Here is a 15,384-nt window from a genome sequence, read left to right on the forward strand (position 1 = left end):
AACTTCCCCACTTCCCCACTTCCCCACTTCCCCACTGATTACTGCTTACTGATAACTGAAAAATCTCCCCACTCCCCCACTTCCCCACTTCCCCACTTCCCCACTTCCCCACTTCCCCACTTCCCCACTTCCCCACTTCCCCAGCTTATGATTCCCCTACAATTAACCCTAAAAAATTTTCTCAGTTATCGCGAGGCAGTGCTAGATTTTCGCGGATTACATACTGCCTGTATTTGTGGTGCCAATGGTGCAGGAAAATCCTCTTTACTCGAAGCAATTACTTGGGCAATTTGGGGGGAAAGTCGCGTCTCGATTGGTGATGATGTGATTCATGCGGGCAGCGATTATGCGCGGGTAGATTTCGAGTTTAGTTATGGGGGAGAAATCTATAAAATTATCCGTAGTCGTCACCGGGGGGGGAAAGCTTCTGGTTTAGATTTTCAGGTGATTAATGATCAAAGTTTTCGTCCTTTATCGGGTAAAAGTATTAAAGATACCCAAGCACAGATTAATACTTATCTAAAAATAGACCATAAAACTTTCATTAATTCTGCTTATTTACGACAGGGACAAGCGGACGAGTTTATGAAACAGCCTCCCAGTGGTCGTAAACAGATTTTAGCAGAATTATTACAACTCGATCGCTATGAAATTTTAGCAAATAAAGCCAAGGATATATCGAAACAATTTGATGGACAGTACCTCCAGATCGAGCAGCAAGTAGAAACTATCAAACTCCGTCTTCAGGAGAAAAATTCTTATCAGCAACAGCTGCAAGAGTTAAGCACCCAAATTGACCAAATTAATCAAGCACAAGAGGTAAATAATCGGCGTTTACAGCAACTACAGGGGGAAGAAAATCAGCGTCAGAATTGGGAAAAACAGCTGCAGTGGCAAAGAGAACAGGAGCGAGCTTTATTAGCAGAAATCGAGAGATTAGACCGGGAAAAAGTTAGTCTAGACAATCAATTAAATCAAATTAGGACTATTCTTCATCGCAAAAATGAAATCATTACGGCCCACGAGCGCCTAATCAATTTAGACCAGAAAGAGGCCAGTTTGTCAAGTCAATTACAAGCTTGGCAACAGGCCCAGTATGATAAACAACAATTAGAACAGAAATTACAGCAAAAAATTAACGAATTTACCCTTCCCATCCAACAAACGAGCGCTCGTTTAGAAGAATTGGAAAGACAGGAACAAGAAACTCAGAAAATTATCGAGCAAGGGGGGGATATTCAAGCAGGATTAGAGAAATTAAATTATCATCGTCAACGTCTTCAGGAATTGGATAGATTAGCTTTAAAATATGCTCCTTTAAATAGCCGAAAAGCTGATCTAAATATGCAGTTGGAACGGGAAAAAGCCAGGATTAATGCTCGTCGAGAACAACTGCAAAGAAATCGGCAACAATTAGAGACAGAAATCGCTCGGATTCCTCTGCTAAGAGAGGAAGCTCTCAATTTAGCCAAACGAATTAAGGAACTAGATAAAAAACAAACCTATTGTGAACGAGTGGAAGAAAAGGAAACCCTCAAACAGGTGGATAAAAAAAGTTTATTGGAGCAGCAGAAAAGATATGAAGAACAACTTTTAGAGTTAACTGATAAATTGGAAAAATTAAATATTCCCGATTCGGTTTGTCCTTTGTGTGAACAGAATTTAGACAGTCATCACCGTCATCAGGTAATCAGGAAAACCCATCAACATCAAGAACAAATTCAAGAGCAAATCTGGTCCCTACAGGAAGGGATGGCAGACTGCGATCGAGATTTAAAACGTTTACGGGAGGAATTAGCCCAAATTAAACAAGAATTGCCAGTAAGATCGAATCTACAACAAAAATATGTGCAGTTGGAAGTCAAGTTAGAAACTATTGAAGAAAAGGAAATAGAACTAGAGAAAACCGAGGAGATACTTGTCCAGTTAGAAGCACTTTTAAGCAGTGGCAATTATGCCCTAGAATTACAGCAAGAATTGCAAATTGTCAATCAAGAAATCGCCCTATTAAACTATGATGAACAAAGTCATGCTTTAGTCAGAGGAGAAGAAAAAAGATGGCGTTGGGCAGAAATTCAAGAATCAGAACTTAAGCAAGCAAACCGTCGTTTAGCTAATATCAATGCCGAGAAACCTAATTTAATTAATCAACTAGCTAGACTAGAACAGGAGAAACGAGAACTAGGTCAAAATTCCCCACTTAAACAGGAAATTGAACGCTTAGAAAAGTTTATTCAAAACTTAAATTATGATCGCAGTGAACATCAGAATATTCAAAATCTGATCCGACAATTACAGGGAGTAAGATTACAGTATCAAGATTGGCAACAAGCAGAAAAAAATTATCCAGAAATAGCTGCTAAAATTGCTGACATTGAGCAAAGATTACAGCTGCGAAATGAGGATCGCCAGAAGCTGAATCAGGAGTTAGCAAATATTAGTCAAAAGATTGGTACTTTGACTGACTATCGCCAAGAAATAGCCGTGTTATCGACTAATATTCAACAGCGAAGACAGATAATTGATGGATTGCTCTCCCAAAAAGGTCGGGTTGAGGAGAAGTTACATCAACTGGAAACTTTAGGTAAACAACTGATAGAAAAAGAAAGCGATTTAGCTAAAGTTAAAAAACAATATACAGTTTATAGAGAGTTAGCCATAGCTTTTGGCAAAAATGGTTTACAAACTCTGATGATTGAGAATGTTTTACCAGAGTTGGAAGCACAAACTAATCATATCTTAGCTCGCTTAACCGGTAATCAATTTCATGTGCAGTTTTTAACCCAAAAAAGCGGTAAAGGTACGAAGAAACAGCGACAAAAGTTAATCGATACTTTAGATATTATTATTGGTGATACCCGCGGCTCTCGTCCCTACGAAACCTATTCAGGAGGGGAAGCTTTTCGGATTAATTTCTCGATTCGATTAGCTTTAGCGAGATTATTGGCACAAAGAGCCGGAACAGCCTTACAAATGCTCATTGTTGACGAAGGATTCGGAACTCAGGATGCGGAAGGATGCGAGCGCTTAATTGCGGCAATTAACGCTATATCCGCCGATTTTGCCTGTATTTTGACGGTAACTCATATGCCCCAATTTAAAGAAGCTTTTCAACATCGCATCGAAGTCCGCAAAACCGAACAGGGTTCTCAATTAATGTTATTATCCTAGAAAAAATATTGATGTAAAGATGGAAAAGATTACGATCACAGTAAAACTATTTGCTATTTATCAAGAAGTCTATCAAACTTCACAATTAAACCTCGAATTTCCTGCCCACACTTCCGCAGCAGCAGTGTTAAACTATATTATAGCCCCCTATCCCCAATTAGAAAGATGGCGCGACGTTACTCGTTTTGGAGTTAATCTTCAGTTTGTTTCGGGAGAGAAAATCCTCGAAAATGGCGATGAGATAGTTTTAATTCCCCCCGTTAGTGGTGGCTAAATGGGGTTTGCTGAAAAAGTACGGGCGAAGCATTCGGATAGAAAATCTACGGTTTCACCGATAGGTTATTGTCCGAATGCTTCGCCCCTACAGGACGCGGGCTGATGAAGACGCAAGGTTTTGAAGCACGATTCTCTCAAAATCTTGCACCTGTTTCGCTCGTAAAGCCACAAAACCCTTACCTTGCCTACATTTCACATTTATTCAGCAAGCCCTAAATGGAGATAGGGAAAATCACAAAAACTGCCACCTTTTTTACTTTTTCCCTGATATCCCGTGTCTAACTGGCAAATTCCCCCATCGGTAGAGCTTCCCCAAGAGTTTTTAAAAATAGTCCAAGACTACACCCCAGAGTCGGATGGCAGCGTCGTGGCACAAATATTATGGCATCGCGGTGTCCAAGATGGGGCGACTCTGCGGACGTTTCTGGATGAGAAAGCTTATCAGTCAAAAACTCCCTTTGATTTTGGGCAAGAAATGAACTTCGCCGTCAAAAGACTGGAAAAAGCCCTAAATAAAGGCGAAAAAGTGACTATTTGGGGTGATTTTGATGCCGATGGTGTCACCGCTACCAGTGTCCTTTGGGAAGGATTGGGGCAGTTTTTTCCACCCTATCAACAGTTAGATTATTACATACCCGATCGCCAAAAAGAATCCCACGGCCTCAATTGTCCCGGTATCGAGAAACTAGCGCATCAAGGAACCCGTTTAATCGTCACCTGTGACACGGGAAGCACGAATATCGCTGAAATTGACTATGCAAACAGTCTAGGAATCGATATTATCATCACCGATCATCATACCCTACCCGACGAGCGCCCCGAGGTGATTGCCCTGATTAATCCCCGCTATTTTGTGGAAACCCATCCTTTCTATCATCTTTCTGGGGTTGCCGTTGCTTATAAATTAGTGGAAGCGATGTATTTAACCCTTGCAGATATTCCCAGAAAACCCCTAGAAAATTTACTGGATTTAGTTGCGATTGGTTTAATTGCCGATTTAGTCAAATTGACGGGAGAATGTCGTTATTTAGCCCAAAAAGGTATGCAAAAGCTCCAAAATACTCAGCGTTTAGGAGTTAAAAAATTACTCGATTTATGTAACAAAACCGGAGATAGACCGATGGATATATCCTTCGGTATTGGACCGCGAATTAATGCCGTCAGTCGCATTTATGGCGATGCTAGATTTTGTGTGGAATTACTCACCAGTGAAGATGAAAAGCGTTGTCACGAATTAGCTGAACAAGCGGAATTAGCCAATATTCGTCGCCAAGAAATCCAACGGGATATTATGAAACAAGTTCAGAAAAAACTAGAGAGAATTGATCTTTCCACCACTAATGTAATTATTTTAGATGATCCCCAATGGCCGGCGGGAATTTTAGGATTAGTTGCGGGACAAATTGCCCAAGAATACCAGCGACCGACAATTTTATTAAGTACCAGTGAACCACCTTTTGCTAAGGGTTCCGCTCGGTCAATTCGCGAGATCGATCTTTATCAATTAGTATCCTCTCAATCCCATCTTTTACATCGTTTTGGTGGTCATCCTTTGGCCGCAGGTTTAAGTTTAGCTCTAGAAAATTTACCCCTATTTATTGAGGGAATTAATCAACAGTTGCGACGCACAGGAATTGATTTAACTTCCCTTTCTTCCCAGATAGAAGTGGATGCGGTGGTGACGGTTTCCCAATTGGGAAAAAGTCTATTTCGAGAATTAAAATTACTGGAACCCTGCGGGATGGGTAATCCGACACCGAAGCTATTAATTCAAAATTGTTATTTTCAAAATCTTTGGCATAAAAATCTTGAGGATTTCAAGGGCAAAAAAATCGCTTATCTCCGGACAACTTTTGATATCTGGGATAGTTCAATCGAGCAGGGTTTCCCGGGTATGTGGTGGGGTCATCACAAAGATGAAATTGCTGCCGATACCCGTTATGATGCAGTAGTCGAATTAGATTTTAATACCTCCAAAAATCGCTATGAAGTGCGCTTAATTGCCTTGCATCCCTATCAACAAGAATCCCTAATCTATAGCAATAAAAAAGATTTTTTAATCGACAATCGCCATCGAGAAATTAGTCAAGAAGTTAGCCAATTAAATCCCCTTTTTCTCTGGGAATGTCCCCGGGATTGGACAAAACTTTCTAGGGAATATCAACAGGCAATTTTACGGGATAAAAAGTTAGTTCTTGCCTATGCTAGTCCTTTGAAAAAATCCGCTCACACCCCATGGATAAACCTTGTCGGGATCGGGAAATATTTAGCTAGAACTAAAACCAGTATTTCCCGTCAACAATTACAAAACCGCTTAAACCTCAGCTATCATACCCTAGAATTAGGATTAATTTCCCTAGCAGAAAATGGCTTTAAAGTCAAGAAAAATCAAGAAAATTTATCCTTTGAATTAGTCAATCATGAGGCAAAAATTAATAAGATTGAGCAATTTCTAGAAGCGGTGGCCCTAGAAAACTTTCTCCAGCAATACTTTGCTACTGTTCCCCTAGAAATACTGCAAACAATTCTTAATCACGAAGACTCGATCGATTTTTAATTATAACTCTTATTTACTGATAACTGATAACTGATAACTGATTACTGATAACTGATAACTGATAACTGATTACTGATTACTGATAACTGATAACTGATAACTGATTACTGATAACTGATTACTGATAACTGATAACTGATTACTGATAACTGATTACTGATTACTGATAACTGATTACTGATAACTGATAACTGATTACTGATTACTGATTACTCCTTGACCGAAGAATTTCGGAGGTTTTGCCAGGGTATAAACTTCCGTATTTTGTGCGATAGCTTGACGAATATAGAGAGGAGTTTGTAACATTCCTAGTAAACTCATGCCATCAATTAAACGTAATCCTCCCGTAGTTGTATCGCTGATTAATTCATCCACCACCTCGGGATCGGGACGAGTATTTAAAGGATGATTAGCACAGAGAGTAAAACCCCAAGGAGAACCATAACTAGGAGTGGGAGCGCAATAGGAATGAACGTAGGGAAAAACTGCTTTTAAAGTATTCACCAAACGCGCATGATACATCACCGAAGGAGGAGAAACCGGGCCAGATTGGACAACAACAATGCCATTTTCGGCCAAAACTCTTTGTAGTTTTTCAAAGTATTCTTTCGTGAATAGGGGAAAAGACGGACCCTCTCCGATGGGATCCACCAGATCCGAGATAATAATATCCCATTTATCGTTAGTGGTGTCTAAAACTTCTAAAGCATCGGCCACAACTAACTGAAAACGAGGATCATCAAAAGTGCCTTGGTGCATTTCGGGAAGATGTTCCTTGCAAGCTGCCACCACATCCCCATCGATATCGATCATCATCACTTTTTCGATTGTTTTCCAACGCAATAACTCCCGGGTTGTCGCACCTTCACCACCTCCGAGAATTAAAGCAGTTTTGGCTTCTTGGTGGGCAATCATTGCCGGTTGCACTAATGCTTCATGATAAATAAATTCATCCCCCGTACAAGATTGCCATTTCCCATCCAGTACCAAGGCTTTTCCATAGGCCCCCGATTCAACAATATACATCTCCTGAAAAGCGGTTTTTTTGTAGGCTAAAATCCTGGAAACCCCATGACTATAAATGTCCCAGGGGGTAATATATTCGTTAACCCATAGATCCGCTTTTAGTTCACTTCCTGCCATAACTAATCCTCCTTGGGGTGAAAAAGGCACGATCTACTATTATACGACAATTGACAAAATTTGATCGATAACCTGAAATTATCTCCGGGTAATCCCGAAACTTCCGATAATCGATCGCTGAAAAACGTTAAGCTAGAAAAGATTAAGTAAGTAGTTATAATTAAATTGAAGATAGATTTTGCCTCTGATCCCCCCTGCCCCCCTTGATAAGGGGGGTGCCGATAGGCGGGGGGATCTCCCTTGATAAGGGGGGTGCCGATAGGCGGGGGGATCTCCCTTGATAAGGGGGGTGCCGATCCCCCCTTAATCCTCCCTTAATCCCCCCTTGACAAGGGGGGTATTTGATAATTTTTAACGCTTACCTACTTAGCTCCAAGTAAACTTCTAGCCACTAACCTATGACTAAAAACGAGACTACCGAGAAAAAGATTTTTCTCCTAGATTTTGAGAAACCCCTCTACGAATTAGAATCCCGCATCGAACAGATTAAAGAATTAGCCCAAGAAAATAGCGTAGATGTCTCGGAACAAATTAGTCAACTAGACGAACGAGCTAATCAATTACGTCGTGAGATTTTTAGCAATCTCACCCCTTCCCAAAGGCTACAATTAGCCCGTCATCCCCGGCGCCCCAGTACCCTAGACTATATTCAAGCAATCACCGATGAATGGTTCGAGTTACACGGTGATCGCGGTGGTTACGACGATCCCGCTCTTGTGGGTGGTGTTGCCCGTTTTAACGGTCGTCCCGTGGTGATTATCGGGCATCAAAAAGGCCGGGATACTAAGGATAATGTGGCTAGAAATTTCGGCATGGCTGCCCCCGGGGGTTATCGTAAAGCCATGCGTTTAATGGAACACGCCCATCAGTTTAATCAGCCAATTTTAACCTTTATTGATACCCCCGGCGCCTGGGCGGGGGTGGAAGCGGAAAAATTAGGTCAAGGGGAAGCGATCGCCTATAACCTCCGGGAGATGTTCCGTTTAGATGTGCCGATCATTTGTACTGTTATTGGCGAAGGTGGTTCGGGCGGCGCTTTGGGCATTGGTGTCGGCGATCGCCTATTAATGTTAGAGCATTCTGTCTATACCGTGGCGACTCCCGAAGCTTGTGCCGCCATTCTCTGGAAAGATGCCAAAAAATCCGATAAAGCAGCAGTTGCCCTCAAAATTACCTCAAAAGATTTAAAAGAGTTAAATATTATCGATCAGATCGTTCCTGAACCCTCCAGAGGGGCCCATGCTGATCCGATTAGAGCGGCAGCCAATTTAAAAGCCGCTATTAGTGAAAATTTAGAGGCTTTATCTTTGTTAACTCCCCAACAACGGCGCGAATCTCGTTATCAAAAATTCCGCAATTTAGGCGTATTTTTAGAAGCCACAGCTTAATCAGCGATCAGTGATCAGATGTGAGTTTTCAGTGATTAGTTTGTTTTGTAGATTTGGAAGATTTCAGCTTCAGTTTAAGGGTTGCACCGACAAAGCTATAATATTGATGGCAGGTTCAAAGACACACCAGATGAAACGAGACGAGGTGCTGGCAATTCTAGAGGCACACCGAGAACAGTTACAAAAACTAGGGGTGAAATCTTTGTCTTTATTTGGTTCAGTGGCCAGGGATGAAGCTGATGCCGATAGTGATGTAGATTTGTTAGTAGAATTCGATCGACAAGGTGGTTTTTTTCAACTTCTGCAAGTACAGTATTATTTAGAAGATATTCTGGGATGCTCTGTGGATTTAGGAACTCAGGATGCCTTAAGAGAACATTTACGGGAACCTGTGCTTGAGGATCTGATCAATGCCTTCTAGAGATTGGCGACTTCGCCTTCAAGACATTTTAGAATCTATCAGTGAAATTGAACAGCGAACAAAGGCAATGACGTTTGAGGAATTTGCCAAGAATCAAACAAATATCAAAGCGGTTCTCTATGATTTTATTATTATCGGAGAAGCAACTAGAAATGTACCGAAGGAAATTCAGTCTCGCTATCCTCTGATTCCTTGGCGTTTAATGGCAGGAATGAGAAATGTTGCAACTCACGAATATTTTCAAGTTAATTTAAGTAGAATTTGGGCAACAATTCGAGAAGATTTGCCGACCTTAGTACCACAACTACAAGAAGTATTGTCAAGGGAAAAAAAACCAGAATAGTTGCGGGGCATTTCTCATATTTAGGGCTGGCTGAATGATGGTAAAACCCTTTGAAAATAAGACTTTTGACCTGTTAAAATCCGATGTTATACTAAATCCAGTTATTAAAGACGGATTATCTATTACCCCTATTGCCTCTCCTCATAAGTAGCCTATACTAAACGGATTTAGTATTAGTCCGATTATTTCCGAGTTATTAGTGGTAAATTAATCTTACCAATTAAAAGGTCCCAAAGCCCGATCGTTGTAATCGCCACCCTCGGCAATAAAATGAATGACCATCGATTTACGGGTTAGCAGGGTATTATTAATCTTCCCACCACCATGAATTAACATTCCGTGCCAGAGAAGAATCTCTCCTTTTTTAGCAGTAAATGATTGACAGTCATAATTCTGAGCGCGCTGGTTAACATAATCTTGGTATTGGGGAATTTGCTCGGCAGTAATATTTTTAAGATTGACGGCGGGATAGTCTGGAAAAAAGTCAGTTACTTTGATATTTTTATGAGATTTAGGATAAAAAATTAGCGGCCCAGCATCGGCGGAAATATCTTCCAAGGCAATCCAAACACCAACTAAATGATTAGCCGGATGAACATAAAAAACTGCCATATCCTCGTGCAGCCCCTGCTCTGTACCGTGCAGGAAGTTGATGGAATATCTCGGTTCGCAGGATTTGCCAATAATTAAATTAACTAAAGCTCTCAGATTTTGATTGTCAAAAATTGCTCGAGCAGCGGGGGAAATCTCATGAAAGGCATGGAGTCGCCAAATAGAATTAACCAAGGCTTTTCTTTGCTCCATATCTAGGGCTAAAACTTGCTCGTGACTCAAACTCGCCGGTAGATTTTCTGCTTGAATGCCTTCAATTCTTAATCCAGGGATAGCCGATTCTAGGAAAAATAAATCGGCTAATTCCGCTACTAAATTATCGATCGCCGTTGCGGGAATTAAATCTTTGACAATACAATAACCCAATTCTCGCCAATGGTCAAGGAGTTGATATTCTCGTTCGGAAATTCGCCGTTGTTGACGAGCTTTTTGCAGGGATTTTTCGGCTTGCGATCGCTCTAACCAGGGTAATTCGGCAGTAGAATTGAAAGACCAGGGCAAATTTTTTAAGATATCGGCAATTTTAAGAATCATGGTGAGTCCATCTTTTCCGAGCTACTTTCGGACTATTTTAATCTATGAGCGATCGATCTACCCTGTCAACAGATATAAATTATCTGAAAAAACCCCCTAGGATGAGTTAGGAGGTTACAGGGAAAAAATTAATCAGGGTTGATGGGATTAACTGGCGCTAACTTCAGCGGGATAAACGCTAACTTGACGGCGACTTTTATCCTTGTATTCAAATTTGACCACACCATCAATTAAAGCGAATAAAGTATCATCGCCACCACGACCAACATTTTTACCTGGGTGAACTTTAGTACCCCGTTGACGGATGAGAATATTTCCCGCTTTTACCACTTGACCACCGTAGCGCTTAACGCCTAGTCTCTGGGAACGAGAATCGCGTCCGTTGCGGGTACTACCCGTACCTTTCTTATGAGCCATAATTTCTCTCCAAATGCTTTTTTGATTCTAAAAGTTATTCTTCTTCATCGCTACTATCTTCCACAACTTCAGCGCTGGAGGTAGCAGCAGTGGCGACTAGGGTTTTACCGTTATAATTGATTGAATCAATCATAAAACGGGTAATTTCTTGACGATGACCGCGTTTTTTACGGGTTTTCTTTTTCGGGCGCATTTTATAAACAATAACTTTTTTGCCCCGACGATGTTGCATGACAGTGCCTTCCACGGTGGCCCCTTCGATAAAGGGTTGACCGATGCTAATATCATCCTCATCATGGATTAATAGCACTTTGTCGATGGTATGGGTACTTTGTTCATCGACGGGAAGAAGTTCGATATCGTAATAGCGACCGGGTTCTACCCGAATCTGTTTGCCACCGGTCTCAATAATTGCGTAACTCATGAATTTTCTGCGCTCGTTTTGCCGTACAGGTAGCTGAAAAAAATTCCAGCTTTTGTGCTAATGTCCTCACCTGATCCGAGCAGGAATTGACACAATTTACTATTATCTAATATCTAGGGGGCAATTGTCAAGCTTTTAGCCCACCGATTCGCTATATACTAAAAATAATCTTACGAAAAACTCAATTAAACCGTTATGGAACAGTGGGAAAGCAGAGGACACCTGTTAACCGAACAAATTAATCCAAACAGCCTAAATTTAGACCAATTAAACCCGCTCGAATTGGTGGATCTGTTCAATCGCGAGGATGCCCAAACCCTAAAAGCGATCGCCATGGCCCGGCAAGAATTGGCCCTAGCAATCTCCCTGACCAGTCAAGCTCTGGCTAAAGGTGGCAGACTCTTTTACATTGGAGCAGGAACCAGTGGCCGGCTGGGGGTTTTGGACGCGGCCGAATGTCCTCCCACCTTCTGCACTCCCCCGGAATTGGTACAGGGAATTATTGCCGGTGGAGCGGCGGCGCTGGTGCGTAGTTCCGAAGATTTGGAGGATAAAGCGGAAGATGGAGCGGCGATTATTGCCCAGCGAGAAATTCACGAATTAGACGTGGTAGTGGGGATTACCGCCGGGGGTACTACTCCCTACGTTCACGGGGCTTTACAGGCGGCAAAACAGCGGGGTGCGACGACGATTGCTATTAGTTGTGTCCCCGCCGAACAGGTGGAGATTGCGGTGGATGTGGATATCCGCTTATTGACCGGACCAGAACTTCTGGCCGGCTCCACCCGTCTGAAAGCGGGAACGGTGACGAAAATGGCTTTAAATATCCTTTCCACAGGGACAATGGTAATGTTAGGCAAGGTTTACGGCAACCAGATGGTCGATGTGGCTGTTACTAATCATAAACTCCATGACCGCGCCCTGCGAATTATCTGCCACCTTACCGATGTTAGTCGCGAGGAAGCGGCTGTTTTACTGGAAAAAAGTGGCCGCCGGGTTAAACTGGCTTTGTTAATGCAGAAAACGGGACTTTCGGCGGCGGCAGGACAAGAATTGTTACAAAAGCATCGAGGGCAATTACGGGCCGCCCTGCAAGCTTATAATCAAATTGATTGATAAAAACCTATTGATTTTGACTTTCCTATGGTTAATATTTCTTCGGAAATTGCTGCGGTCGCTGTTATTTTCCTCCTCGCTGGTGCTATCTTGACTTGGAGTTTTTATCGAGCTAAACCCTACGGCCAACTGGGAATTTTACCTTGGTTACAATCCTTGGTACTAATTGCTCCTTGGTTAATTTTTTTCGGGCTATTTGCGGCGGGAATTTATCTCAATCTAGCAGTAATTCTCTTTTTACTGGTTGCTTCCACCATTATCTATATTTATTTGGGCAACCGTTTACGCTTACTCAAAACCAATCAGATAATTGAACCGAAAGTTAACCCAGCAGTCAGCCAGTCCGTTACTCCTCTAGAAATCCAGGCAGCGGTGACAGAAATTGTGCCGGATCTGATGCCAATTCCCGAAGAGGATTTAAAAGTTATTCAGAGTATTTTTGGGATAGATACTTTTTTCGCCACCGAAACTATCTCTTTTCAGGAAGGGGCAATTTTTAAAGGCAATTTACGGGGAGAACCGGATCTAGTTCACTCGCGCTTAACCCAGAAATTAAGTAATCATTTTGGCGATAAGTATCGTTTATTTTTGGTGGAAGGAACCGAGGAAAAACCGGTGGTAATTATCCTTCCCAAAACTAATGATCCTAGTCCTGCTACTCTTGCTCAAAAAAATCTCTCTTTAGTTTTGTTAGTCGCCACCCTTGTCACTAGCTTAGAAGCAGCTGGAATTCTATTAGGTTTTGATTTGTTTGGTAATTGGCAGAGATATCGAGAAGCAATTCCCCTGAGTTTGGGTTTATGGTCGGTATTAATTGCCCACGAAATCGGTCATCTAATTATCGCTAAACGCCATAATGTTCGTCTCAGTTTACCCTATTTTCTTCCCACTTGGCAGATTGGTTCTTTTGGGGCGATTACTCGTTTTGAATCTTTATTACCTAACCGCAGTGTTCTATTTGATATAGCTTTCGCTGGTCCTGCTTTGGGAGGTTTGGTTTCTTTAATCTTGTTAATCGTTGGACTGACTTTATCTAATTCGGCCAGCCTTTTTCAAATCCCTAGTAACTTTTTCCAAAGTTCAATTTTAGTGGGTTCTTTAGCCCGGATATTTTTGGGCGACGAGTTACAAAATGCTGTTATCTCCGTGCATCCTTTAACTGTTATCGGTTGGTTAGGATTGGTGATTACTGCCCTTAATTTACTGCCCGCCGGACAGTTAGATGGTGGTAGAATTGTTCAGGCTATTTATGGTCGCAAAATTGCCCGCCGCACCACTGTGGCCACTTTGGTTATTTTGGGCATTATTTCCTTAGTTAATCCCAGTAATCCCATTCCTCTCTATTGGACAATTTTGGTCGCTTTTTTACAAAGAGAGTTGGAAAGACCTAATTTAAACGAGTTAACCGAACCCGATGACACCCGCGCTGGTTGGGGTTTATTACTGCTCTTTTTAATGTTAGCGACTCTGATTCCTTTAAGCCCTAGTTTAGCGGGACGTTTAGGCATCGGTGGCTAAATACTTCCCCGAAATTCTTGCCATTGATTGCCGTCAAAAAAAAGCTTGACAAAAACTCAATTCTTGACTTATAATTTTCTTATAATGGGAATCCGTGTCTGCCTATAGACCCCTGATTTTTCCGTAAAATATAGCCTCCAGCATTTACCCCTAAAGATTTGACTTTTGGAGTTGCTCAAAATGTCTAACGAAACTGTCACTTATTCCCTAGAAGCTGTCCTGACAAGGATTGAGGGGAAAATCGACTCTCTGGAAAAACGTATTGATGAGAAAATCGACTCTCTGGAAAAACGTATTGATGAGAAAATCGACTCTCTGGAAAAACGTATTGATGAGAAAATCGACTCTCTGGAAAAACGTATTGATGAGAGATTTGACAAGGTAGAAGACCGGTTAACTAAAGTAGAAATAGGACAGGCCGAACTCAAGGGAGATATTAAAGCTTTAGACGAAAAAATCAATGGATTAACTGCAAGGGTTGCCTATCAGGAATTCACCAATCGAGGGATTCTGATAGCATTGGTGGTCGCTATTTTAGGAGGTGCCGCTAAACTTTTTGGTTTTTTCCCTAATCCTTAGAAGTTGCCGGTAGCCGTACCTAGTAGATAGGCTCTTCCCAAAAATTTTTCGCTCATTACCCCGATCATCCGTTAGAATAGATCTGAAATTCAAGGATAAACCCTCATCTATGAATCCTGTCGTTTTAGTGCATGGTTTTCTGGACACTACTGCTGTTTTTAAACCGATGAGCGAGTATTTAAACTATCATGGTTGGCAGGTGCATAGTTTTAATCTAATTCCCAATCATGGTTACAAAAAGTTAGAAGTTTTAGCCGGTCAGGTGGAGAATTATATCGAGAAAAACTTTGCTAAAGAGCAGAAAGTAGATCTGATTGGGTTTAGTATGGGAGGATTAATTACCCGCTACTACCTGCAAAGATTGGGAGGAGTGGCAAGAGTGCAACGTTACCTAAATATTTCTGCTCCGAATCGAGGCACTTTAACCGCGTATAGTTTACCCTTAGATGGGATTAGACAAATGCAGCCGGGGAGTCAATTTCTAGAGGATTTAAATAAAGATTGTCAACAAATTTTAAATAAAATTAAAACCACAATTATCTGGACTCCCTACGATTTAATGATATTTCCTGCCCATAGTTCCCGTTTATCGGTGGGCAAAGAAATTTCCATTCCCGTATTGCTTCATGCTTGGATGGTCAAAGATAGTAAAGTTTTAACAACAATTAAAGAGACTTTATTAGAATAGAAATACTGGTTCTCTCCAATACCAGAACAAGGTCAAAATATCACCAACAAAAAAGTTAATTAGGGTTTGCTGAATAAGTACGGGCGAAGCATTCGGATAGAAAATCTACCTTTTCACCGATAGGTTATTGTCCGAATGCTTCGCCCCTACAGGACGCGGGCCGATGAAGACGCAAGGTTTTGAACGACGATTCTCTC

14 protein-coding genes are annotated in these 15,384 nt (G+C 41.6%); 10 read left to right on the forward strand and 4 right to left on the reverse strand.

Translation table 11 applies throughout. The features are described 5' to 3' along the window. The first annotated feature begins 147 nt into the window (after positions 1–147). The 3 genes from sbcC (at position 148) to recJ (ending at position 6,004) form a co-directional block, all read left to right on the forward strand. Positions 148–3,171: an exonuclease subunit SbcC gene (sbcC, locus tag IM509_RS19105; RefSeq protein WP_185237396.1), complete on the forward strand. Its 3,024-nt coding sequence runs from the start codon at positions 148–150 to the stop codon at positions 3,169–3,171. A 19-nt stretch (positions 3,172–3,190) separates the two neighbouring features. Beyond that, positions 3,191–3,445: a MoaD/ThiS family protein gene (locus IM509_RS19110; RefSeq protein ID WP_002760275.1), complete on the forward strand. Its 255-nt coding sequence runs from the start codon at positions 3,191–3,193 to the stop codon at positions 3,443–3,445. A gap of 276 nt (positions 3,446–3,721) precedes the next feature. After that, complete coding sequence (gene recJ, locus IM509_RS19115) at positions 3,722–6,004, forward strand: single-stranded-DNA-specific exonuclease RecJ (RefSeq protein WP_185237397.1); 2,283 nt, start codon at positions 3,722–3,724, stop codon at positions 6,002–6,004. Positions 6,005–6,199: 195 nt separating this feature from the next. Here recJ and IM509_RS19120 read toward each other — a convergent pair whose 3' ends face one another. After that, complete coding sequence (locus tag IM509_RS19120) at positions 6,200–7,147, reverse strand: fused MFS/spermidine synthase (RefSeq protein ID WP_072927443.1); 948 nt, start codon at positions 7,145–7,147, stop codon at positions 6,200–6,202. A gap of 398 nt (positions 7,148–7,545) precedes the next feature. Here IM509_RS19120 and accA point away from each other — a divergent pair, with 398 nt between their 5' ends. The 3 genes from accA (at position 7,546) to IM509_RS19135 (ending at position 9,299) form a co-directional block, all read left to right on the forward strand. Then, a complete protein-coding gene (gene accA / locus IM509_RS19125) occupies positions 7,546–8,535 on the forward strand; it encodes an acetyl-CoA carboxylase carboxyl transferase subunit alpha (protein ID WP_002760280.1) in 990 nt (329 codons plus the stop codon). Between the two features lie 130 nt (positions 8,536–8,665). Then, positions 8,666–8,956, forward strand: coding sequence for a nucleotidyltransferase family protein (locus tag IM509_RS19130; protein WP_002736589.1), 291 nt, complete (start codon positions 8,666–8,668; stop codon positions 8,954–8,956). Beyond that, positions 8,946–9,299, forward strand: coding sequence for a HepT-like ribonuclease domain-containing protein (locus tag IM509_RS19135; RefSeq protein WP_061430529.1), 354 nt, complete (start codon positions 8,946–8,948; stop codon positions 9,297–9,299). The genes IM509_RS19130 and IM509_RS19135 overlap by 11 nt, the downstream gene beginning before the upstream one ends. 213 nt (positions 9,300–9,512) lie before the next feature. Here the strand turns inward: IM509_RS19135 and IM509_RS19140 are convergent, their stop codons facing one another. The 3 genes from IM509_RS19140 to rplU form a co-directional block, all read right to left on the reverse strand. Then, a complete protein-coding gene (locus tag IM509_RS19140; RefSeq protein WP_185237398.1) occupies positions 9,513–10,445 on the reverse strand; it encodes a phytanoyl-CoA dioxygenase family protein in 933 nt (310 codons plus the stop codon). 147 nt (positions 10,446–10,592) lie between these two features. After that, on the reverse strand, positions 10,593–10,862 hold the full coding sequence (gene rpmA, locus IM509_RS19145; RefSeq protein WP_002744094.1) for a 50S ribosomal protein L27: 270 nt from the start codon (positions 10,860–10,862) through the stop codon (positions 10,593–10,595). 34 nt (positions 10,863–10,896) lie between these two features. Continuing rightward, on the reverse strand, positions 10,897–11,286 hold the full coding sequence (gene rplU, locus IM509_RS19150; RefSeq protein WP_004163216.1) for a 50S ribosomal protein L21: 390 nt from the start codon (positions 11,284–11,286) through the stop codon (positions 10,897–10,899). Positions 11,287–11,481: 195 nt separating this feature from the next. On the opposite strand from rplU, the gene murQ reads away from it, so the two are divergent. The 4 genes from murQ to IM509_RS19170 all read left to right on the forward strand — a co-directional run bounded on the left by murQ (position 11,482) and on the right by IM509_RS19170 (position 15,187). After that, on the forward strand, positions 11,482–12,402 hold the full coding sequence (murQ, locus tag IM509_RS19155) for an N-acetylmuramic acid 6-phosphate etherase (RefSeq protein WP_185237399.1): 921 nt from the start codon (positions 11,482–11,484) through the stop codon (positions 12,400–12,402). A 27-nt stretch (positions 12,403–12,429) separates the two neighbouring features. Continuing rightward, a complete protein-coding gene (locus IM509_RS19160) occupies positions 12,430–13,920 on the forward strand; it encodes a site-2 protease family protein (RefSeq protein WP_185237400.1) in 1,491 nt (496 codons plus the stop codon). Positions 13,921–14,100: 180 nt separating this feature from the next. Then, a complete protein-coding gene (locus IM509_RS19165) occupies positions 14,101–14,499 on the forward strand; it encodes a DUF4164 domain-containing protein (protein ID WP_052275316.1) in 399 nt (132 codons plus the stop codon). 109 nt (positions 14,500–14,608) lie between these two features. Further along, positions 14,609–15,187 (forward strand): esterase/lipase family protein, encoded by a 579-nt coding sequence (locus IM509_RS19170; RefSeq protein ID WP_052275315.1) that lies wholly within the window; start codon positions 14,609–14,611, stop codon positions 15,185–15,187. Positions 15,188–15,384 lie beyond the last annotated feature (197 nt).

This window comes from Microcystis sp. M31BS1 (genome assembly GCF_020245285.1).
Classification (GTDB): domain Bacteria; phylum Cyanobacteriota; class Cyanobacteriia; order Cyanobacteriales; family Microcystaceae; genus Microcystis; species Microcystis panniformis.